General features: G+C 34.1%; 25 protein-coding genes. 10 read left to right on the forward strand and 15 right to left on the reverse strand.

Annotated features, from left to right (window positions below; all coding sequences use genetic code 11):
• The first annotated feature begins 298 nt into the window (after positions 1-298).
• The 4 genes from EQM13_RS00595 (at position 299) to EQM13_RS00610 (ending at position 2028) form a co-directional block, all read left to right on the forward strand.
• Positions 299-481 (forward strand): hypothetical protein, encoded by a 183-nt coding sequence (locus EQM13_RS00595; protein ID WP_071140582.1) that lies wholly within the window; start codon positions 299-301, stop codon positions 479-481.
• A gap of 47 nt (positions 482-528) precedes the next feature.
• Positions 529-1143: a MarR family winged helix-turn-helix transcriptional regulator gene (locus EQM13_RS00600; RefSeq protein WP_071140583.1), complete on the forward strand. Its 615-nt coding sequence runs from the start codon at positions 529-531 to the stop codon at positions 1141-1143.
• Between the two features lie 94 nt (positions 1144-1237).
• The gene (locus tag EQM13_RS00605) at positions 1238-1525 is read left to right on the forward strand and encodes a hypothetical protein (protein ID WP_071140584.1); all 288 of its coding nucleotides are present in this window, start codon (positions 1238-1240) and stop codon (positions 1523-1525) included.
• A gap of 53 nt (positions 1526-1578) precedes the next feature.
• Positions 1579-2028 (forward strand): metal-dependent transcriptional regulator, encoded by a 450-nt coding sequence (locus tag EQM13_RS00610; protein ID WP_071140585.1) that lies wholly within the window; start codon positions 1579-1581, stop codon positions 2026-2028.
• 134 nt (positions 2029-2162) lie between these two features.
• Here the strand turns inward: EQM13_RS00610 and EQM13_RS00615 are convergent, their stop codons facing one another.
• From EQM13_RS00615 to EQM13_RS00625, 3 genes are read right to left on the reverse strand one after another with little or no spacing between them, the layout of a single operon-like run.
• Entirely contained in the window at positions 2163-2738 is a 576-nt protein-coding gene (locus EQM13_RS00615; protein ID WP_071140586.1) for a DUF3841 domain-containing protein, read from the reverse strand.
• Positions 2714-3271 (reverse strand): DUF3841 domain-containing protein, encoded by a 558-nt coding sequence (locus EQM13_RS00620; protein ID WP_071140587.1) that lies wholly within the window; start codon positions 3269-3271, stop codon positions 2714-2716. The genes EQM13_RS00615 and EQM13_RS00620 overlap by 25 nt, the downstream gene beginning before the upstream one ends.
• Before the next feature lie 53 nt (positions 3272-3324).
• Complete coding sequence (locus EQM13_RS00625; RefSeq protein WP_071140588.1) at positions 3325-3984, reverse strand: B3/B4 domain-containing protein; 660 nt, start codon at positions 3982-3984, stop codon at positions 3325-3327.
• Between the two features lie 655 nt (positions 3985-4639).
• On the opposite strand from EQM13_RS00625, the gene EQM13_RS00635 reads away from it, so the two are divergent.
• The 6 genes from EQM13_RS00635 (at position 4640) to EQM13_RS00660 (ending at position 10327) form a co-directional block, all read left to right on the forward strand.
• Positions 4640-4879, forward strand: a complete 240-nt coding sequence (locus tag EQM13_RS00635) for a FeoA family protein (RefSeq protein ID WP_071140589.1) — start codon at positions 4640-4642, stop codon at positions 4877-4879.
• Positions 4872-6890, forward strand: coding sequence for a ferrous iron transport protein B (feoB, locus tag EQM13_RS00640; RefSeq protein ID WP_200796142.1), 2019 nt, complete (start codon positions 4872-4874; stop codon positions 6888-6890). The genes EQM13_RS00635 and feoB overlap by 8 nt, the downstream gene beginning before the upstream one ends.
• Before the next feature lie 141 nt (positions 6891-7031).
• Positions 7032-8138 (forward strand): DUF362 domain-containing protein, encoded by a 1107-nt coding sequence (locus tag EQM13_RS00645; protein ID WP_071140590.1) that lies wholly within the window; start codon positions 7032-7034, stop codon positions 8136-8138.
• Between the two features lie 81 nt (positions 8139-8219).
• A complete protein-coding gene (locus tag EQM13_RS00650; protein ID WP_071140591.1) occupies positions 8220-8978 on the forward strand; it encodes a transposase in 759 nt (252 codons plus the stop codon).
• 105 nt (positions 8979-9083) lie between these two features.
• On the forward strand, positions 9084-9644 hold the full coding sequence (locus EQM13_RS00655; protein ID WP_200796138.1) for a TetR/AcrR family transcriptional regulator: 561 nt from the start codon (positions 9084-9086) through the stop codon (positions 9642-9644).
• A gap of 128 nt (positions 9645-9772) precedes the next feature.
• Positions 9773-10327 (forward strand): CDP-alcohol phosphatidyltransferase family protein, encoded by a 555-nt coding sequence (locus tag EQM13_RS00660; protein WP_071140593.1) that lies wholly within the window; start codon positions 9773-9775, stop codon positions 10325-10327.
• 170 nt (positions 10328-10497) lie between these two features.
• Here the strand turns inward: EQM13_RS00660 and EQM13_RS00665 are convergent, their stop codons facing one another.
• The 12 genes from EQM13_RS00665 to EQM13_RS00720 all read right to left on the reverse strand — a co-directional run bounded on the left by EQM13_RS00665 (position 10498) and on the right by EQM13_RS00720 (position 20810).
• Entirely contained in the window at positions 10498-10854 is a 357-nt protein-coding gene (locus tag EQM13_RS00665) for a NifB/NifX family molybdenum-iron cluster-binding protein (protein WP_200796139.1), read from the reverse strand.
• Positions 10855-10970: 116 nt separating this feature from the next.
• Complete coding sequence (locus EQM13_RS00670) at positions 10971-11810, reverse strand: Mrp/NBP35 family ATP-binding protein (RefSeq protein WP_128751642.1); 840 nt, start codon at positions 11808-11810, stop codon at positions 10971-10973.
• Between the two features lie 305 nt (positions 11811-12115).
• Complete coding sequence (locus EQM13_RS00675; protein ID WP_071140596.1) at positions 12116-12592, reverse strand: DUF134 domain-containing protein; 477 nt, start codon at positions 12590-12592, stop codon at positions 12116-12118.
• Between the two features lie 228 nt (positions 12593-12820).
• Positions 12821-13408, reverse strand: coding sequence for a TlpA family protein disulfide reductase (locus tag EQM13_RS00680; RefSeq protein ID WP_071140597.1), 588 nt, complete (start codon positions 13406-13408; stop codon positions 12821-12823).
• Between the two features lie 9 nt (positions 13409-13417).
• A complete protein-coding gene (locus tag EQM13_RS00685; RefSeq protein WP_071140598.1) occupies positions 13418-14083 on the reverse strand; it encodes a cytochrome c biogenesis CcdA family protein in 666 nt (221 codons plus the stop codon).
• Between the two features lie 111 nt (positions 14084-14194).
• Positions 14195-14494, reverse strand: a complete 300-nt coding sequence (locus EQM13_RS00690) for an ArsR/SmtB family transcription factor (protein WP_071140599.1) — start codon at positions 14492-14494, stop codon at positions 14195-14197.
• A 353-nt stretch (positions 14495-14847) separates the two neighbouring features.
• On the reverse strand, positions 14848-15312 hold the full coding sequence (locus EQM13_RS00695) for a PTS sugar transporter subunit IIA (RefSeq protein ID WP_083381930.1): 465 nt from the start codon (positions 15310-15312) through the stop codon (positions 14848-14850).
• A 100-nt stretch (positions 15313-15412) separates the two neighbouring features.
• On the reverse strand, positions 15413-16657 hold the full coding sequence (locus EQM13_RS00700; protein WP_071140600.1) for a PTS transporter subunit IIC: 1245 nt from the start codon (positions 16655-16657) through the stop codon (positions 15413-15415).
• A gap of 31 nt (positions 16658-16688) precedes the next feature.
• Positions 16689-16988, reverse strand: a complete 300-nt coding sequence (locus EQM13_RS00705; protein WP_071140601.1) for a PTS sugar transporter subunit IIB — start codon at positions 16986-16988, stop codon at positions 16689-16691.
• Positions 16989-17014: 26 nt separating this feature from the next.
• Positions 17015-18058: a zinc-binding dehydrogenase gene (locus tag EQM13_RS00710; protein WP_200796140.1), complete on the reverse strand. Its 1044-nt coding sequence runs from the start codon at positions 18056-18058 to the stop codon at positions 17015-17017.
• 61 nt (positions 18059-18119) lie between these two features.
• The gene (locus EQM13_RS00715; RefSeq protein WP_071140602.1) at positions 18120-18761 is read right to left on the reverse strand and encodes a class II aldolase/adducin family protein; all 642 of its coding nucleotides are present in this window, start codon (positions 18759-18761) and stop codon (positions 18120-18122) included.
• A 21-nt stretch (positions 18762-18782) separates the two neighbouring features.
• The gene (locus EQM13_RS00720; protein WP_161567134.1) at positions 18783-20810 is read right to left on the reverse strand and encodes a BglG family transcription antiterminator; all 2028 of its coding nucleotides are present in this window, start codon (positions 20808-20810) and stop codon (positions 18783-18785) included.
• Between the last annotated feature and the right edge of the window lie 207 nt (positions 20811-21017).

Here is a 21017-nt window from a genome sequence, read left to right on the forward strand (position 1 = left end):
GTTTAATAAATATATAGTCAAGTACTTGACAAAATAATCGTCAGGTACTATACTAATATTAAAGTCAGGTACTTGACTTAAATATTAGTATTTATGAATGAAAATAATGAGTAATATCAAAACACCAATTGTAGAATAATCCACAAACGACGACTTAGAACAACATCGCAAGATTATGGAAAAATCAAAGGATTCCATGGTGATTTAAGTGACAAAGAACTTGAAAAGTATATCCAGATAATGGAAGGCTAGTAATACGGTAATGATTTTGCAGAGGACCACGAGTGGCCTGAAGAGTATGATAAAAACTCGAAGAAGTCTTTTGCTAAATTCTTGGTATGTTCTGAAAGAATTTCATAGAATATTGAAGCCTGAAGGATTGTTGTCCATAATGGAGGAGAAAGTGTTCAATATGGTCTATCTTTCTCCAAAGGGATTAACGGAGATTGTGTCAGTGGGACTGTTTATAGAACAGGAATAATTTGAGAATGATAATGAGCACACAATAAATTTTAGGAGGAAATAACAATGAGCGAGATCAAAGTAGTAATCAATGAACAATTACAACAGCTTCAAATGTTGATGCATCGAGCGTCGTTTCACGATTTTATAAGAGGCGGTTGGGTACATAACCCATACCGGGGGCAAGGCCGGGTACTGGCGATTCTCAAAATGAAGCCGGAAATCAGCCAAAAAGAACTGACCTATTTACTGAATATGAGCAAACAGTCCCTTGCGGAACTGCTCGCAAAGCTGGAAAAGAGCGGATATATTACGCGTGAACCTTCGGAAGAAGATAAGCGCATTATGACAATCAAACTGACCGAAGAAGGTATGAAAGCCGCTGAGAACGTTGATGACAAAACATTGGAAACAGAAAAAATTCTCGACTGCCTAAATGATGAGGAACTCGCCGCTTTCAGTGATTATCTCGGCCGCATTATCAAGCGGTACGAGGAGCAATTCCCCGACGAGGATTTTGAACAGCGCCACAAGTCAATGGAAGAGTTTATGTCGCAGCACGGATACGGTCATGGATTTGGCGGTTTCGGTGGTCACAGCGTACACGACGAATTTCACGGAAATCACGATGATGATTTCTTCGGCAGACACAAGCACCACAACGATTGGAGAGGGCGCTGAACTATGGAAGCTAAACAATATGCCGTCTTAGGTGAACAAGCATGCCCTTTGAGTCTTGAATATGAGCTATTATTACCCTTAAGGAGGTATAAAAATGACAGATATTAATTTAATAGTGTCACCTGATGTAAAAAAGATATTGCCGGATGTCCTGATTGAGTATCTTTGGAAACTTGTATTGAGTAACGAAAGGTCAACAAATGAGAGTCAGTCATTTGCCCTTGAGGTCGGAGAATTGAGTGGAAGAAATGTTCAAGATATACTTCACGCATACAATTTTGGCCGCTCGATAGGAAAACATCGGGTATTTGGGCTGGAACCTGTTTGCTGTAAGCTGCGGGTATCCAGGTCTCAAAATGGTTATCAAATGTCATTAAATTAGGATTAGGACGTTGCCGTTTTGAATGAGCAAAGATCAAGAGGTGATTTTATTGTATGAATGAATCAGCAGAAAACTACTTAAAAACTCTTTTAATTTTACAGAAAAAACTTGGTGAAGTTCGTTCGATTGATGTTGCAAATGAGCTTGGTATTTCGAAGCCGAGTGTCAGTGTCGCAATGAAGAAGCTCCGTAAAGAGGGTTTCGTCAATATGGATGCGAACCACAACCTCATTCTGACCGAGGATGGAGTAAATTACGCAAATTCCATTCTTGAACGCCATGCGGTAATTGAAAGATATCTGATAGAGATACTCAATGTCGATGAAAAGATCGCACATAGAGATTCATGCCGTATGGAGCATTTAGTGAGCGAAGAAACTTTCACTAAAATCAAGGAAAGTTACGCGAGGATAACTCATAATTGTCTTGCAGGTGATTACACCTTAGTGCCTCCAACTATACTCATTTCTGATATTGAAACTTCAGATAATGACATGAAGTAGTAAGATTTTATTTCTAATAGGCAATATTTTGAAAATCAAAAGGGAATACAGGTGGGAAATGATGGTGTCCGCTCAAGCTGTCGTAGCACATTTAGCCAAATAAGCTATCTGGTACTATAACGGTTTCATATTTTTCACACAATCCACTCTTGTTTCAGTTGCCATAATCCCGCCTGCACACTTTCTACACCAGCGGTATCGCCTGCCTTTATCTTTTCATGATGGCGAAACAGCCTTTGCCAACTATCTTGCACTTGATGCTTTAATTCTGGGTAAAAATTCGTGAGGATTATGTCACTTTCTCGCCGAATTCCATAACCAACAAGCATTTGTCGAAACCGTTTCTCATCAGATTCAGTTTCTCCGATATATTGGAGGCGTAAAATCTTATTCCAGTCGTACATATCGAAGAATATCGCTTCATCTGTCGGAATACACAACCGCAAAATTCTGCTGTCGCTTGATTGTTCGATACTATATAAATCTCTAAAAGCCCAATAAGGATATTCAGCTCCCTTCGGCTTTGGTAGATATTTTTCCGCTGCTATGGCAAACCAACCGTATACCGCTACAAAAATCGGAGCACTTTCTTCATATTTTTTTATAACATATTCCTGTTTAGAAAAACAAATACCATCTCGCTCAAGAGAGTTAACTACAACTTCTGATTGGGAGGAATAGAGCATTACCGTATTATCTGTGTTACCCATTTTTTTCTAACCTCCCATATAATACCATATTTTTCGTTGCTGCCGAGAATGATAGAATCGTCAAACAATCGGCTCCAACTGTCAATTATTTTTCTTTTTATTTGAGGATAAAACTGTGACATATATGCTTTAGTATCGCTTACACCATATTGTTCCAGAAGTTGTCGGTGATGTTTGGCATCTTGTTCGTCTGCCGGAATATAGGAATAATTTAGGATTGTACCCCATTTGTCGATATTCACCATTGTGATTAAGGACGGGTCTAATGTAAGTTCCAGTATGATAGTTCCCTTACTTGGTAGCATGGTTGCCTCCTTTGTGAGAGATACCCATATAGGATATCCTGTATCATCTGGCTTTTGGGAAGCGCTGGGGATATTTCTTACCAGCCAATCATACGCCTCCAACACCAAATATGCATGTTCATCTAAATCTTTGAAAATATATTCCCTTTTAGCAATATATCTACCAGTTTCGTTAAGTTCTTTGGCGACATTTTCATTCTGTTTTGTCCAGACTATAATGTTGTCCATCAGCTTTAACCTCCTCTCCTGTAGCATAACGTTTTACAACGAATGACATTTGTTTAATTTATAATTATAACATCAATTTCTGTTGCTCCGCAATGAGTAATAAGTAATTTTTTATACTGTGATGCAATTAAATCGAATTCATGGTTGCCCGAAAAGGAATAAACCACGCTTGAAACTCGATGTATACCAGGAGTAATCATTGCCCTACGGCTGTCACTGGTCGGATTTCCAAAGGCTCCTTTTTCATCATATAGTGTGGGGAGATGCTCAATATTCAGAACATCTTTGCCAATTCCTCGATAGCTCTCACCGTCTGGCGCACGTCTCCATTCCACCGTGCCGGATAAACAATCTGTATCGTAAGAACCTACCGAATATCCTGTTGAGATAGAAATTAAATTATTTATATCCACCACATTGTTGATATGATATAAATCGTTTCCTTTTACAATACGTCGGAGCATTGCTTCCGCCGCATTGCGGTATGATGTGGGAGATTTACCAAGATTATGATAGGCAGCACGGGTATCTTTGATATGTGTAAGTTTAGGCAAATCCGTCATTGTATAACGGGTGTGCAGATTGTTTATTGTTTTATCCAATAAAGCAATAAGCTCCTTAGGGCTTTCTTTAACATCGGCTTCATAGCTAAATACCATCAAAGCTGCTCCCGGACATAACTCAGATAATTCTTTTGAGATTTTTATATTCATTTTTTATGCTCCTTTTCCATGATGTCTGATAGAACCCACGCTAAATGTTTCATGCTACGTAAATCTATTTTCCCTTGTTCACTTGTTAAAGTTGAAGTTCAACTTTAACAACAATTCTGTCTTTCATGTTTTTGTGACTACTTTCTTTTCTGTTGTACCCTTTATCAATTTTAGTATATAATGAAAGTTATATTAAGTAAAGCGACACTTTTTGAATTTTAAGTTGAGAATATCTCACATATTGGAGGTGTATTATTGAGGACTGACATAAGAGTAATACGATCGGTCACTCTTATATTGTGGAATACTTTGCACGAAAACCTAATTGCTGATACAATTGTTTTTTTGTTTTATATGATAAAATGAATATATTTATGTTATACTAAAAATAGATTATTTATATATTAAGCGAGTTAATGCTTCAATAAATAATGAGCACGGAACAGTAAATAGCATAGCTTAATTTAATTTATCAAAGCTACGGCAGTAGATAAATTGGCCGCAATAGTTATATTATATTTACCAATAAATAAATTTGTATTACAAAACTACTGTTAACAGTATGCAAAGATATGCTATATAATGATTCAGTGTTCATTTTTCATTGTTAAATAAAGGTTTTAATTTTTATTTCATAAAGAAGGAGGAAATTGCTTTGACTTTAGATAAGCTACAGGTAGGGCAGAGTAGAAGAATTTCCGCAGTAGGTGGACAAGGTGCTTTGAGAAGAAGACTGCTTGATATGGGATTGACACCGGGTACTTTGGTAACTGTGTGTAAAATGGCACCTATGGGTGATCCCATTGAATTGGAATTAAGGGGCTATTCCCTTTCGCTTCGCCTGGAAGACGCAGCTAATATTGAACTTGAGGAGGAGAGTGAAGGACATGCATGATGAATTGGTATTTGCATTGGCAGGCAACCAAAATAGTGGTAAGACTACTTTGTTTAATCAACTGACGGGTTCTAATCAGCATGTAGGTAATTTTCCCGGAGTCACAGTTGACCGTAAAGACGGAAAGATTAGGGATCATGAATTTGCAACGGTTGTCGATCTGCCGGGAATTTATTCTCTCTCTCCTTATACCAGTGAAGAGATTGTGACTCGTGATTTTCTGATAGAAAATAAACCTGATGGAATTATTAATATCGTTGATGCTACTAATATCGAACGTAATTTATATTTGTCTTTGCAATTAATTGAATTAGGTATTCCTATGGTGCTGGCGTTGAATATGATGGATGAGATGAGGGCAAGCGGACGGAGTGTTGATGTTGCAGCTTTGTCAAAGGGACTCGGTATTCCTGTAATTCCTATATCTGCCAGCAAGGGAGAAGGAATTCATGAACTTGTAGATACTGCTATTGCTACGGCTCAGGCAAAACTGGTACCTACTATTGAAGATTTTTGCTCCGGAACGGTTCACCGCTGTATCCACAGTATTGCTCATTTAATTGAAGATCATGCTCAAAGACTTAATGTTCCGATGCGTTTTGCGGCTACTAAGTTGATCGAAGGGGACCCTCCTATGACTAAAAAATTAGGTCTTTCACAAAATGAGCTGGATGCTATTGAGCATATGATTCAGGAGATGGAGAATGAATTAGGGACGGATCGGGAAGCTGCTTTAGCAGATATGCGTTATAATTTTATTGAAAATGTATGCCGAGATACTGTGAATAAAGGTGGAATCAATGTTGGGAGACAACGAAGCATTAAAATTGACTCAATTTTAACTCATAAGTTTTTTGCTTTACCCATTTTTGTTGGTATCATGCTTTTAGTATTTTTCTTAACCTTTGGAGTAATCGGACAACCCTTAAGTGATCTGTTAAGCAGCGGCATTGATTGGTTAAACGGAGAAATAGCGCAAAGCTTAAAAGCGCTGAATGTCAATCCGGTTATGCGTTCATTGATTGTTAAAGGTATTCTCACAGGTGTAGGAAGTGTGATTTCATTTTTGCCTATAATAGTCACATTGTTTTTATTTCTTTCAATATTAGAGGATTCTGGATATATGGCGAGGGTAGCTTTTGTTATGGATAAACCTTTGCGTAAACTGGGCCTTTCGGGACGCAGCATAGTTCCAATGCTGATCGGTTTTGGATGTACAGTGCCTGCAACGATGTCGACACGTACCCTTGCCAGTGAGAGAGACCGAAAGATGACAATAATGCTGACTCCTTATATGAGTTGTTCGGCTAAATTGCCAATCTATGCAGCCTTCACTGCTGCTTTTTTTCCAAGACATGCACCTTTGGTAATGATTACACTTTATATAATCGGAATTTTAATTGGTCTTCTGATGGTTATAATTGTTAAACAGATTCCATATTTTAAAGGTAAACCAGTACCTTTTGTGATGGAGTTGCCTAATTATCGTATGCCCAGCTTTAAAAGCGTAATTTTGCTCATGTGGGAAAAAGCAAAAGATTTTCTTACTCGTGCTTTTACAATTATTTTTATTGCTACAATTGTAGTCTGGTTTTTACAGACTTTTGATATGAGATTTAATATGGTGGACAATCAGCAGACAAGTTTGTTGGCAACTGCCGGGAAATTTATAGCTCCGATTTTTAAATTTACCGGTTTTGGGTTCTGGCAAGCTGCTGTAGCGCTTATTACCGGTTTCATGGCAAAAGAATCCGTTATTAGTACATTAGCTGTTTTATCAGGAACATCCGTTGATGCACTTCCTACTGTCCTAACCGGTATGTTCAACCCTGTTTCTGCTTTTAGTTTTCTGGTATTTACTTTATTATATACACCATGTGTTGCTGCTATTGCAACTATTAAAAGAGAATTTAATAATGGAATTCTTGCTTTTGTGATAGTAGTGGGACAATGTGTGGTTGCTTGGCTGTGGGCAGTTGCTTTTTATCAAGTAGGTTCGTGGATTTTTTAGAGGGATGGTCTAATAACAGCAATTGTTATTTAACTGTAGTTACGAAACTGAATGTATATCTATATTTTACTAAATGTACTATTCGGATATAACAAAAGTATGGTATTATTAAATAGAATAAAATTTTGGAGGGTATGGAGTATGGGAAAATCAAAAGTGTATTTTACAAACATGCATGCAACTATTAAGGAAAACTTACCGCAAAAGCTTAGGCGTCTTATCAAAACAGCAGGAATTGGACAGATAGATTTTGATAGAAAATTTACAGCAATAAAAATTCATTTTGGAGAACCGGGGAATTTGGCGTATTTACGTCCTAATTATGCAAAAACTGTAGCAGATGTTGTGAAAGAATTGGGTGGAAAGCCATTTTTAACTGACTGTAATACCTTGTATGTAGGCGGAAGGAAAAATGCTTTGGATCATTTGAGTTCTGCTTATGTTAATGGTTTTTCTTTACTTTCAACGGGCTGTCATATAATAATAGCTGATGGGTTGAAAGGTACTGATGAAGCCTTGGTGCCTGTGAAGAACGGAGAATATGTAAAAGAGGCAAAAATAGGCCAAGCTGTCATGGATGCAGATGTATTTATTTCCCTTAGCCATTTTAAAGGGCATGAATCGACAGGCTTTGGAGGTACATTAAAAAATATTGGGATGGGTTGCGGATCTCGCGCAGGGAAAATGGAGATGCACAGTAGTGGAAAGCCTCATGTTTCCCATAGTAAATGTGTAGGTTGCGGGACATGTATTAAAAACTGTGCCCATGATGCAATTACATTAAAAGACCATAAGGCTACAATAGACCATAATAAATGTGTAGGCTGCGGCAGATGCATAGGGGTCTGTCCTATGGATGCGGTTCAACCTGCATCAGATGAATCTAATGACATTTTAAATAAAAAAATTGCAGAATATTCAGCAGCGGTACTTTATGGACGTCCCAATTTCCATATCAGTTTAGTAATAGATGTTTCTCCTTATTGTGACTGCCATAGTGAAAATGATATTCCAATTGTTCCCGATGTAGGAATGTTTGCTTCCTTTGATCCCGTTGCTCTGGATGTGGCCTGTGCAGATGCTGTAAATCGTCAGTCTGTTATAAAGGGGAGTATTCTTGAAAAAAACGGTCATAAACATCAGGATTACTTTACAGATGTCAGTCCAGAAACCAATTGGAGGGTGGCAATAGATCACGCTGTTAAGCTGAATCTTGGAAATAAGGAATATGAATTGATAACGATATAGAACAGCACGAGGGGACGGTTCTTTTGTGTTGTTTTCACCTCTAATTTATGTTAGAATGAATATAAATTGGAGGTGATTTTTATGTCAAGAAAGGCAAGAGAAAAAAGCAGTACCGGAATATATCATGTGATTCTTAGAGGAATAAATGGACAGATAATATTTAAAGATAATGAAGATTATAAAAAATTAATTCAGACAATTAACGAATATAAGGAAATATCGGGATATGAAATATATGCTTTTTGTCTTATGAACAACCACATACATTTACTAATGAAAGAGGGAAAAGAAGATTTAGGAATAGTTTTTCGAAGGATAGGAGCTAGTTATGTATATTGGTATAATAGGAAATATAAAAGAAGAGGACATTTATTTCAAGACAGATATAAAAGTGAGCCGGTAGAAGACGATAAATATTTTTTGACGGTATTGAGATATATACATCAAAATCCGATCAAAGCAGGTATTGAGACCAATATATCAAAATATCCATGGAGCAGCTATAATGAGTATTTGGGAAAAGAAAATATTTGTGATATAAAGTTTGCATTAGATTTTTTTGCAGACGAAAAGAAAAGAGCAGTGGATTTGTTTAAAAAATTTAATAGTGAGGAAAATGATGATAAATGTTTTGAATATGAGAAAGACGGCAGGATTGATGATATAGAAGCTGCAAAGTTAATAGAGAAAACAGCAAAAGTAGAAAATCCAAATCAAGTTCAAAATTGTGAAAAAGAAAAAAGAGATAAAATAATTAAAGAGTTAAAGAATGGTGGATTATCAATAAGGCAAATAGAAAGATTAACAGGAATTAGTTTTGCTGTAATAAGGAGGATATAGCACAGAAGAACCGTCCCCTTGTGTTGTTGACAGGAAAAAAGAATTTTGATATAATATGAATGAATAATAATATTATTCATTCTGGAAAGGCGGGAAGATAAATTGTTGGATAAAAAGGCAGAGATTTTTAAAGCTGGTAGAGAACTATTTTTTTTGAAGGGCTTTAAGGATGTTAATGTTTCAGCTATAACGAAACGAGCAGGCGTTGGAGTCGGAACTTTTTATAATTATTACCCATCAAAAGAGGAGCTTTTTTTCGATATTTATTTCAAGGAAAACGAAGCGGTCAAAAAGTCTATTGTGAAATCCCTTAATTTAAATGATGACCCAATCGCATTGGTTACAAAATTCTTATCGCTAAGTACAGACACTATAAGTAAAAATCGAATTTTACAGGAATGGTATAACAAAGATATTTTTGGTGATTTAGAGCAACGATATCATGATAAATACGGTTGTTTTTTGTTTGATTCTTACATGGATTTGTTAAAGAAATGGAAACTGGAAAATAAAATAAGAAATGATATCGACGACGGACTCCTTTTTGCACTTATGAAATCCGTAGTCTACCTTGATACGCACAAAGAGGGAATAGGGATTCAATATTTCCCACAAGTTATTCAGGTGCTTGTAGAATTCATTATGAAGGGTTTAACGGATTGCTAAAAAGAAGAAACAATTTTTTTATCGCATGGTGAATGAATATTTTTTATATTCATTCACCATGCGATAAAATGTACTGATATTCGATATTATTATGGTTGAAAATTATTTAGGAATGGAGGTAGTACAAAGTGATTAAAAATATTTTAGTAAATATACTAACATTATTACGAATTCCGCTCTCGTTGATATTCTATAATGTGGTACAGCATGATGCCAACCCGTTTTTACCTTGCACTGTGCTATTCATATTAGTAGCGGCATCGGATTATTTTGATGGAAAACTGGCGCGTAAGTATGGTGTGCAGAGCGGCATTGGCGCAATACTGGATGTAATGGCGGATTTTTTCTTTATTATAATGGCCAGCTTATCGCTGTCTTTCCGAGGTATGTTTCCTCACTGGATGCTGGGGGTCATTATATTCAAATTTTTAGAATTCTGGGTTACTTCCGTTATCTTTAACAGAGGAAGCAAAAATACATCTGTGTTTCTATTTGATCCTTTGGGAAGAATCGTGGCAGTATTATTTTATCTGCTGCCTATATTAATGTTACTGTTTACTCTTTGTTTATCTGCTGATATACACCAAATTGCTCTTGCAATAATTTATGGGGGAATAACAAGCCTTGCCCTTTTATCTTCAACTTTGAGAATTTCATCGTTTATAAAGCTTATAAAAGGATAACTGCTTTCTTGTAAAGGATGGTTTTGATAAACGGTTCAGACTGTTTCATTTCATAGCGGTAGATGTTGGTTTGTAATAGATGAAACGGCAAAAGACAGGATCACAATCAGCCAGCGGATATCTCTGACTGATTGTGACAGGTGCTTTCCTCCCTCTTTGATGTTGATGTTTTATTCTTTACATTCGTCGGCATGCTTGTGTTCATGACAGGCAGAACCAGTGGATTTTAATTTACCTTGTAAATAATTATTCACGGCTGTTTCGGATTCTCCTGATGCTCCGGTGATAACCTTAATTCCTTTTTCATTGAAAATATCAATTGCACCGCCGCCCATACCGCCTGATATGATGACATTTATTCCTTTATCATATAGGAATACCGGCAAAAATCCGGGTTTATGTCCGGGGTTTTGGATAAACTCCTTATTTTTAATTTGATTATTTTCAACTTCAAAGATTGTAAAACCTTCACAATGACCGAAATGTTCCGTTACCATTTTACCTTCACTTGCAACTGCGATTTTCATAATAAATTTCTCCTTTCAAATTTTATTTGAGCTGATAATTTATTTTATTAATTAATGCTATATATTATTTTTCAGGTAATTTTGATAGAAATTGGCCCACATTGATGTTCGGATTTTCATACAAAACTGTGTATATCAGTATCTTTAACAAGCATGTTTTCAATTTTGTCAGCAGCTTTGTCTAAATAATCATTATTGAAACGTTCAAATTCTCCTTTATCAACAAGCTGTGCCATGAGGGGATCAACAGGTATTTCACCGAGAACGTTAAGATTTAAATTTTTTGCTGTTTCCCTTAGATTGCTTTTGCCAAATAGATATATTTTTTCTCCACAGTTTGGACATTTGATATAGCTCATATTTTCTATAATTCCTAAAACTGGTATATTCATATGTTTTGCCATATTGTAAGCTTTTTTTACAATCATGGAGACAAGTTCCTGCGGCGAAGTCACAATGATGATACCATCCAACGGAATAGACTGAAAGACGGTCAATGGCACATCTCCTGTTCCGGGAGGCATATCGATGAACAAAAAATCCAAATCTCCCCAAATGACATCAGTCCAAAATTGTTTAACGGTACCTGCAAGTAAAGGGCCTCTCCAAATGACAGGTGCATCTGCTTGATCAAGCAACAAATTAATTGACATAATGCTGATGTTATTATGGGTTTTTTCCGGCAAAATTCCCATTTCATTTACTTGGGCTTTTTTATTAATGCCGAACATTTTAGGAATAGAAGGCCCGGTAATATCGGCATCCAGTATACCTGTGTTATATCCTTTTCTGTTAATCAAAATAGACAGCATGGCTGCAACAAGTGATTTTCCTACACCTCCTTTACCGCTGACCACTCCGATTACTTTTTTGATAGAATTAAAATTATTTGTTTTTTCCAAAAAACTTTGAGGGTTTCCCTCGCATCCCTCACAAGATTCTTTTTTTTCTGACATTATTTCTCAACTCCTAAATAAGTTATTTTAATTTTTTATCTAAAACCTTTGAGATTATACTCAAAAGTTTTTAGCTGAGTTATGTATTTTATAAAGTGAGAAACTCTTAATTTTTAATTGATTTTATTTTAAACATTAAATTATATATTTGTTAGGTAAGTTTCTTAATAAACATTATGAGCATAAGTTCATAATGTTTATTTTAATATAGTTATGAGCATATGTCAATATTATTAAAGAAAAAATAAAAATAAGACTAAAAAATTTTAAAATTTTTAGTCTTATTTTTATTTTAATTTATTATATTATTCAATATTTCTACCATGTCGACAACAATTTCTTTGACAAAACTTACCTTTACAGTTTTTTCTGCAGATAATTTTTTCCGAACCGCAGTTGGGACATGTATAATTTCCACTTTTAATGGATTCAAGATTTTCATAACTTTCCATCCATTCCTTTCCGCAATCCATACATTTTACCGGACAAATATTGCAGGTAAAATTTCCTCCTTCTATATGAATAATTTTTCCGTTTACCAAACTATCGGCAATTTTTTCCCTTGCGGACAAAAGGATGCGTTGAAAAGTTGGACGGGATACCTCCATTTTTTTGGCACATTCGCTTTGCTCAAATCCTTCTAAGTCCTTTAAACGGATAGCCTCAAGTTCTTCAAGTTTCAATATATTTTCCGGAAGTTCTGCGACATCTTTTTCCGATGGAATGAAATAAGGAATAGCAGGAACGTTTTCGATTTTTCTCCACTTCGTTGGTCTCGCCATTTTATCAACTCCATTTTTAGGTTTGACTTTTTTAAATTTTAAACAGAAGCATTTATAATTAATTATATAAACAGTATTAAGCTATGTCAAATAATTGAAACCCATAGATTTACCATCTTTAAAACAATCATAAGCATATGCTTATGATTGTTTTAAAGCTATTTTGGCCATATCCCAATAACTTTTATTTAATCTCATGTTTTGCTTTTATATATTAATTGTCAGACATTATTTTATTAAATCAATTCCATTTTTCAAAGTCTTTGCATCAATAGCGCCTTCTGCCCCCGTTATAATATAACCGTCTTTGTCAATAAATATTGTTGTGGGTAGAGATACTATACCATATGTATCTGCGGCATCCTGCTTTATATCAAAATATACAGGAAAGGAAAAATCCTGTTTTTTTATATATTGTTCGCCTTTTTCTTTTGTTTCTTGTTGTCCGTCTACAAGATCTATCATCATGAATGTTACATCGTCTCCGGTCTCTTTATATACCTTATTAAATTCTGGCATTTCACTTTTACATGCAAGACACCAACTTGCCCAAAAGTTTAGCACAATGGGTTTACCAAACATATCTGATAACTTTACAGTATTTCCATCCGCATCTAAAACTGTAAAATCAGGCGCTTTTGTTTTTTCTTTTTCCACATCTTGGTCGGATTGAGATATCTCATCTTTGTTTTGAGTAATATCCATATCGTTTTGAGTAGATATTTTTTTGCTGAGTATGTTATACATAAAAATGGCTATAACAATAAACAAAGCAAATGCAAAAATTGATACTATTGTTTTTATTTTCTTATTCATATATACCTCCTAAAAAGTTAAAAGTGAGAAGAAATAACCTATGTATCCGGTGGCCATCAATATACCGACGATAATGAGCAATCCGCCTGATATGAAATTGATGATTTTGTAATTTTTTTCAATAAAATCAAATGCACCTTTTAGTTGGTCAATTAACAATGCGCTTATGATAAAGGGTATTCCTAATCCTAATGAAAAGGCAAACAACATAGAAATTCCTTTTAATAATGACCCTTCGAGGGATGCCATTAATAAAGCGGACCCTAAAAAAGTCCCTACACACGGTGTCCAATTAATTGAAAACACGATTCCAAAGACCATAGATGAAAAAAATTCAAGGTTCTTGATAACCATATTTTTCTTACCTATGCGGTTTAAAAATCCTATTTTTAATATTCCCAGAAAGTTCAGGCCAATTATAATCACAATAGAACCCGTTACAATATTGAGAATTGTTTTGTAATTACGTATTAGTTTTCCAACAGTCCCCATAAAAGCCCCCATTATAACAAAAACAATGGTAAACCCTAAAACAAAACCGATTGAGTTTGTGAGAGCTTTCTTTTTATTCGCTTCATTTGCTGCAAAATAAGATATATATATGGGCAGCATAGACAAAAGACAAGGTGATATAAATGTAATGATTCCTTCTAAAAACATCAGAATATATTGCATATCATCCTCCCATGTTTATTTAAAGCTAAACATTAAAAAACTTTTTATAGCTCAAACCAATTAATTTTTGTAAATCCGTTTTCTATTAATACCCCAAACAGAGTAATGTTCCTACCCCTTATCTTTCTCGCTGTTACAGTAATATTTTTTAAGTACGAAAATGACTTCTTCTACCCTGTGGTCGGAAATGTAATAGGTAACACTCTGTCCTGATTTTGAAAAATCCAGGATTCCATGGGATTTTAGAAGTGCAAGATGTTGAGATAGTGCTGATTGGGTGATATTCGGTATTTTTTCTCCGAGACTACTTACGTTTTTCGGACCTTTGATAAGTTCACACAAAATTAACAAGCGGTTCTCATTGGCGAGAACTTTTAATAGTTCAGCGATTTGTTTTGCTTTGTTTTCCATTTGAAGTTTCCTTTCTATATTTAGGTTGATAGGTTTTTGTGCCAGATATATTAGTAATTAATAATATACTAATATTCGTAAACTTTGTCAATTATTCATGAAATTAATACGCGACTTATGCATGAAAAAATATCGTCCACTTTTATTGCAGCTATACTTATAGGTAAAACAACAAATATTTATGAGACCAAGATTATTTCTTCAAGTGGTATTCAAGAGTCAATATAAAAGGAAATCTGTTAAACAATAAATGTTATATCAGATTTCCTTAAGTTTATAACCCATGGGAAAATTCTATTTTCATTGATTTAAATTTTCCGCAAAGTGGGTTTCAATAAAACTCTTTTTATAAATTAATTAATTTCTCTCTTTAAAGTATTATATATACAATTTGTATCTTTACACTTTTTTAATGAAGTTAATACGTCTTCTTTTTCAAACATATTAATTAATTTTTGTAAAACTTTAACTTGATGGGAAGGATTTTTTACAGCTAACATAAATACCATCTCTACATCTAAGACAGTGGTACCATTTCCCATTTCAATAAATTTTACCGGTTTTTCCAATGTTGAAACCAAAATAGCCGGTTTTATCACATGTTCCGTGTCCGTATGAGGCAGTGCAACTTTGGCGCCTAAAGTCGGAAGGCCTGTAGGATAGATCTTTTCCCTATCTATTATTGCTTGTTTGAAACTTTCCTTTACATAGCCTTTTTCATACAGAATATCTGAAAGTTTAGACAGTAACTCTTCTTTATTCTTTGCTTTTGTATCCAAGTATATTAGTTCCTTTTTTATCATATCTGTATCTTTCAAGTTAACAGACCTCCTGCTATTGATAATTAACAACTAAGCTATCATGCACTAATTAAAAGATAAAAATAATTCTATCTTAACTTATAATTATAGATAATCTTTAACGTAGGACCTTTGATAAGAAGCCAATAATTATATTCCCGATATTAAATCCAAAATGTCCGTCAGTGATCATCCCGGAAACTTTTACTCCCGTAACTTTCATCATTTCTGTTGCTTCAGGGGCAAAATAATTGGACAATAATACAACGAAAAACAAGTTGATTACTGAAGAAATAAAGGTTCTTAATACATTCCCGTCACTGGCCATTGCACACATAGGAATTACATAACAAACGGCTCCCAATAATCCTACAGGGAAATAAGTCATATTTGGAATAATAAATGCAAATAGTATTACAATGGGGATGCAAAGTACAGTAACAGTAATTACAGCCGGATCTCCTAAACTTAAAGCAATATCCATACCTATATTTAATTTAGTTTCATTCCCCATTTTCCTTTTCATATATTCCTGTACGGAATTTCCTACGGAAGATAATCCTTCCATCATTACACTTACCATTCTAGGGAGTAAATTTAATACTGCAGCTATTCCTATAGCCATAGTTAAACATACGGCCCATGGTTGTTTAGTTAAAATTCCTAAAAATATACCCACAAACAGACCTACTACCGCCGGGTCTCCGAAAAATCCAAGTTTGTTAGCTATTTTATCCATACTGATATCAACCTTATTTAGTCCTGGAATAAAATCAATTATTTTATTTATTAGCAATGATGCCGGATAAGTCAAAGTGATAAATGAAAATGTGGAACAGGTTGTCCCCTCCAGTCCAAAGTATTCTTGCCATCTGGGAGCCACTTTTTGTGCGGCATATAATGTCAAAACACCAAATACGACCGTAACCCCTAAGCCTAAAAGTATGTTACCGAATAAAGCATATGCCAGAGCTCCCGGAATTAGAAAATGTATAAAGTTCCATATATCGATATTCATCACATTAGTTACTTTTAATCTAAGCAAAATTATGTTAATTGCAACTATAATTAAGACTGCAATAGCAGCAAATGGGACTCCCCAGGAAGCCCCGCCGATAGCGGCAAATCCTATATCTACAGTAGTGAATCCTTTGCCCATGGCTTTGTAATACTCCGTTGCAGGGGAGATACTTGACATCAAGAGATTCACAACTAAATTTAATCCTTGAAACCCAATGCCAACGAGCAATCCCGCTTTTAAAGCCGCTCCTATTTTCATCCTGAAAAAAAGGCCTAAAAGAAATATCATTATAGGCAGCATCACAACAGGCCCTAAATCGAGTATTTTTTGAATAATTACCATAATATTCTCCCTCCTATTTTACTCAAAATTTTTATTTACCTAAAATTTTATTGCACTCATCGACTATCTGTTTTTTTATATTTTCTTGATTGATTCCCGAAATCAAACCGAATACACTAATAACCGGTTTGTTAAGGGGTTTGTTGTACTTTGATGTTGTCAGAATTAAATCGACATCATTTTGTTTACTTGGGATTTCGCTAAGGGTTGATTTTGTAATCTTTGCAGGTACATGTGCATCTTTTAAAATCACCTTTACTTTTTCTTGAGCAACTGTAGAAGTTGCAACACCGCTTCCGCATGCTACTAAAATATTTACTTCTTTTGACATTTTATATCCTCCCTAAAAAACATATTCTACGGTTTTAAAACTACTTTAATTGCTTGTCCCGATTGGGCTAATTTTATGGCATCATTGATTTTTTCTAAGGGCATTATATGTGTTATTATTTTTTCTGCTGGGAATCTATCGGATATGGATAATTCAAACGCTTTCTGTACTTGGATACTGTTGCTGGCATAATGTCCGTAAATCTTAATATTTTGATAATGTATTTGATTAGTATCTAACTCTGTTAATGCTCCTTTCTTAACTCCTCCGAAAAATACAACTATTCCTCCTTTTTTAACCATAAAAATCGACTGCTGTTGGGATATTGTTGAAGGGTTTGCTGATATTACTTTATCTGCACCTTTTCCATTTGTAATCCTTTTTACAGCTTCAATAGGATCTTCATTTTTACTGTTAATTGTATAATCTACATTGAAATTCTTGGCCATTTCGAGACGATTATCATTAATCTCGATCATAATCACCTTTTCGGCACCTCGAAGTTTGGCTAATAAAGAATGGAATATGCCTATTGGACCGGCTCCGATAATTACAACAGTATCTCCTAAGGTAATGTTTATATTTTCTTGACATGCATATACGGAAGATAATGGTTCAGCTAAAGTAGCCGCTTCAATATTTATTCCATCAGGTACACGATAAATTGCTCCTCTTTCTACCCTTTTAGCCGTATAGGAAATATATTCGGCAAATCCACCCGGCCTTTTGGTATAATCTTCCGCATCAATACAGTTTTCGCTGTGACCGCTTCTGCAATATTCGCATTTTAGACAATGGGCCATAGGATATATATATACTCTTTCTCCGACTTTATATTTTTCAACGATAGGATCAACTTCGTCAATTGTCCCTACAATTTCGTGGCCGTATATATAAGGGTAATTCCCATTTCTTGAATCCGTTGTTAAATTTCTGATGTCTGAGCCGCATAATCCTACTGCCTCAACTTTTAAAACAAATCCCCCTTTAGGACAATCCGGCTTATCTACCTCTTCAATTCGAATATCATTTGGTCCGTACATAACTGCTGCTTTCATTTTTTTACTCATAGTAATAATTCTCCTCTCGATAATATTGTTGGTTTTAATACATTTGAACCTTCGACGGTATTTATTTCTTCTCTCTATTCCCATGATATTTAACATTTAATGATTCTATTTCGGCTTCCGATATATTATATGGAGTACCGATCTTTGTAGCTATAAAATATGTTTTCATGACCTCTTCTGCAGTTTCAAGTAATGCAACACAGGATTCCATATCTTTTCCTACACATACGACACCATGATTGGCAAGCAAAGCAATATTGGATTCTTTCAAAGCATCATCTATTCCATGGTAAATATCCGGTGTTCCCGGTTGTCCGTAGGAGAGACATGGGATCTTTTTAATTGCTATTAAAAAAGTAGTTGAACACTTAATTTCCACTGGTTTATTGCAAAAAGCGTATGCGGTAAGAAAGGGCACATGAGAGTGGACTACCGCATTACAATCCGGCCTTGCCTTAAGGGCTGCTTCATGAAGCAGATATTCACTGGATCTCTTCAAATTTCCTCCTATTTGTACACCATTTTTGAGAACAGCTACTGTTTCTTCTTCAAGATATCCTTTTCGTTTGGTTGTCGGCGTAATGTATAATAAACCTTCTTCACGGTCATATATTGAAATGTTACCTTCCAACGTGCCTACAAATCCCTTTTTGTCTAATAATTTTGCATACTTTACTAATTCTTGTTTCAATTCAGGTTTCATTATAAATACCTCCTAATATTATTAAATAGCATTTTCATAATTTACGATGATATTGAAAAGTTCTTCTGCAGTTCTTGCTTTTTTAATTTCCATATGAAATTCTTTTAATTCAAGAAGATTGACTAATGTAAAAAACGCTTTCAAATGCGACTTATCATCAATAGGACTCATTGCACAAACAAAGTCGATAGGGTCAAGTTCTTTTACTCCAAATTTTACAGGCTTGTCCAATTTTATTAAGCTCATGGCCAGATTATTGACTCCTTTTTTGTAACTTCCGTGGGGCAATGCAAATCCCTTTGATATGACAATATAAGGTCCGTTTTTTTCTACATTTTCAATCATGGATTGAGTATAGCTGTGATTGATATCTCCCCTTTCTTCCAATATTTCAGCCGATTTTCTGATTGCATCCCTCCAATCCGCTGCTATGACATTCGTTTTTATTTTATCTATCTGTAACAAATCAGATAAGCTACTATAATGTGTATCATTTTTGTATCTTTTTTTCATATCTTCATTCTTATCATCCCTTTTTTTATCATTTACATTTAATTTGTTAAGCCTCCTTATCTTATTCATCTTTATATCATCTAATTTTTTATCGATGTTTATAATATCGGTAATTGACAATATCGGCGGAACATGAATATATTCGGTTCCGTAATCATCCAATAGGATGGTTGAAATAATTAAATCGGCATTATCTAAATCTGTACTTTCAAATTGTTGAGATGGCAGAACTTCTATAACAATAAAATCAAAATATTTAATAAGCTGCTCTTTTAATAATTGAGAAGTACTCGTTCCGCTGTTACATACGATTATTACGGATAAATTTCTCACCTCATTTTTTTTCTTCTCAATTGCTGCACATATATAAACAACTATAAAAGCTATATCTATATAACTTATTTTTCTTTCTGCGTAATCTTCCAATATTTTTAAATTTTCTTTTACTGCGTTTAAAACAAATTTGTTATTTCTGACTGTTTCATCGATTCCGAAATATTCGGGATATTTAATATTGGAATCACTAAACAAACTCTCTAAATGATTAGATAAATTTTTAAAGAAAATATAGTCATTATTTAAATTGATATCTAATGATTTAGAAACGGATTCAATAAATTTTCTTGTAAGCATTTGAATTTTTAAAATTTCAGAATTATCTACCTCTTTTTTTATATAATTCAATTTTGCCAATATATTTTGGAGAAACATAATCTCCGTTTCTCTGATATTCAATTTAAAATATTGTCCTATCATATCAATCAGTCTGTCCGCTATTTTTTCTATCATAGGAGAATTTGTTTCTTTATTTTCCATAAGGATTGTTTTTCCGTATAGTATCCTATGAATCATAAAGTATAAATAATAAGATAATCTTTTTAAAGAAGTATCTGTAAAATATGCTTTGTTTTCATTTTCAACTTCTCTGATAATTTTATTAATGATTTCTAATTCATCTCTAATATCTGTATTTTTATAATCAATAAATTCTTTTAGATCCTTTTGCCATAACAACATATTTACAAGATAGGTATTCTCTGTAATAATATTAAGGATAACTTTGCGGATATTTACTTCTTCACCTTTAATTTTCAGGCCTTTATTGGATAAAGAAAAAATTATTAAATTAAATTTTTTTAAAAAAAGGTTAACATCAGGGGAATCTTTTATTACCGTAAATTTGGATACATACATAAATTCTCCAATTTCTTGATAAGTCACATATCTATTTGTCAATATTAATATACAAATATTAATTAAAACTCTCTCTTCCTTTGACAAGGAATAATCATAAAAGTTCATTTTTTGTAGGGAATCTTTTACTTTATTTAAATTTCCATTTAAATATACTGTTCCGCTATTATCCAAACTTATCATGTTAATGCCCTGGTCATTAAAGAACTCGTTAATTTCTGCGATATCATTTCTGATTGTTCTTTCGGAAACTGAAAAATCGTTTGCTAATTGGCATAAAGAAATTTCTTTACAATTGTTATTGATTATTTGACGAACAATATTTACTTTTCTTTTATCCATCACAAATCATACCTTCTTCTTTATTTATTTTTAGCGTACCATGTTTAATAAGTAAAAAACAGTTATAAAGTTTACAACGATATTGAAAGGTTTTATATGATTATAGGGGAAATAAATATTTATTGCAAAATTTTTATCGGATAGATGTTATTATCGGATAAATATATTGCTGATATACGCACATAGGGATAAAGAAGTCTGGTTATA

This window comes from Acidilutibacter cellobiosedens, from assembly GCF_004103715.1.
Taxonomy (GTDB): Bacteria; Bacillota; Clostridia; order Tissierellales; family Acidilutibacteraceae; genus Acidilutibacter; species Acidilutibacter cellobiosedens.

Excerpts from the sequence above, each read along its gene's own strand:
- EQM13_RS00595 (WP_071140582.1), top strand. The coding sequence starts at position 299 with ATGATAAAAACTCGAAGAAGTCTTTTGCTAAATTCTTGGTATGTTCTG.
- EQM13_RS00600 (WP_071140583.1), top strand. The coding sequence starts at position 529 with ATGAGCGAGATCAAAGTAGTAATCAATGAACAATTACAACAGCTTCAA.
- EQM13_RS00605 (WP_071140584.1), top strand. The coding sequence starts at position 1,238 with ATGACAGATATTAATTTAATAGTGTCACCTGATGTAAAAAAGATATTG.
- EQM13_RS00610 (WP_071140585.1), top strand. The coding sequence starts at position 1,579 with ATGAATGAATCAGCAGAAAACTACTTAAAAACTCTTTTAATTTTACAG.
- EQM13_RS00615 (WP_071140586.1), bottom strand. The coding sequence starts at position 2,738 with ATGGGTAACACAGATAATACGGTAATGCTCTATTCCTCCCAATCAGAA.
- EQM13_RS00620 (WP_071140587.1), bottom strand. The coding sequence starts at position 3,271 with ATGGACAACATTATAGTCTGGACAAAACAGAATGAAAATGTCGCCAAA.
- EQM13_RS00625 (WP_071140588.1), bottom strand. The coding sequence starts at position 3,984 with ATGAATATAAAAATCTCAAAAGAATTATCTGAGTTATGTCCGGGAGCA.
- feoB (WP_200796142.1), top strand. The coding sequence starts at position 4,872 with ATGCATGATGAATTGGTATTTGCATTGGCAGGCAACCAAAATAGTGGT.
- EQM13_RS00645 (WP_071140590.1), top strand. The coding sequence starts at position 7,032 with ATGGGAAAATCAAAAGTGTATTTTACAAACATGCATGCAACTATTAAG.
- EQM13_RS00650 (WP_071140591.1), top strand. The coding sequence starts at position 8,220 with ATGTCAAGAAAGGCAAGAGAAAAAAGCAGTACCGGAATATATCATGTG.
- EQM13_RS00665 (WP_200796139.1), bottom strand. The coding sequence starts at position 10,854 with ATGAAAATCGCAGTTGCAAGTGAAGGTAAAATGGTAACGGAACATTTC.
- EQM13_RS00670 (WP_128751642.1), bottom strand. The coding sequence starts at position 11,810 with ATGTCAGAAAAAAAAGAATCTTGTGAGGGATGCGAGGGAAACCCTCAA.
- EQM13_RS00675 (WP_071140596.1), bottom strand. The coding sequence starts at position 12,592 with ATGGCGAGACCAACGAAGTGGAGAAAAATCGAAAACGTTCCTGCTATT.
- EQM13_RS00680 (WP_071140597.1), bottom strand. The coding sequence starts at position 13,408 with ATGAATAAGAAAATAAAAACAATAGTATCAATTTTTGCATTTGCTTTG.
- EQM13_RS00685 (WP_071140598.1), bottom strand. The coding sequence starts at position 14,083 with ATGCAATATATTCTGATGTTTTTAGAAGGAATCATTACATTTATATCA.
- EQM13_RS00690 (WP_071140599.1), bottom strand. The coding sequence starts at position 14,494 with ATGGAAAACAAAGCAAAACAAATCGCTGAACTATTAAAAGTTCTCGCC.
- EQM13_RS00700 (WP_071140600.1), bottom strand. The coding sequence starts at position 16,657 with ATGGTAATTATTCAAAAAATACTCGATTTAGGGCCTGTTGTGATGCTG.
- EQM13_RS00705 (WP_071140601.1), bottom strand. The coding sequence starts at position 16,988 with ATGTCAAAAGAAGTAAATATTTTAGTAGCATGCGGAAGCGGTGTTGCA.
- EQM13_RS00710 (WP_200796140.1), bottom strand. The coding sequence starts at position 18,058 with ATGAGTAAAAAAATGAAAGCAGCAGTTATGTACGGACCAAATGATATT.
- EQM13_RS00715 (WP_071140602.1), bottom strand. The coding sequence starts at position 18,761 with ATGAAACCTGAATTGAAACAAGAATTAGTAAAGTATGCAAAATTATTA.
- EQM13_RS00720 (WP_161567134.1), bottom strand. The coding sequence starts at position 20,810 with ATGGATAAAAGAAAAGTAAATATTGTTCGTCAAATAATCAATAACAAT.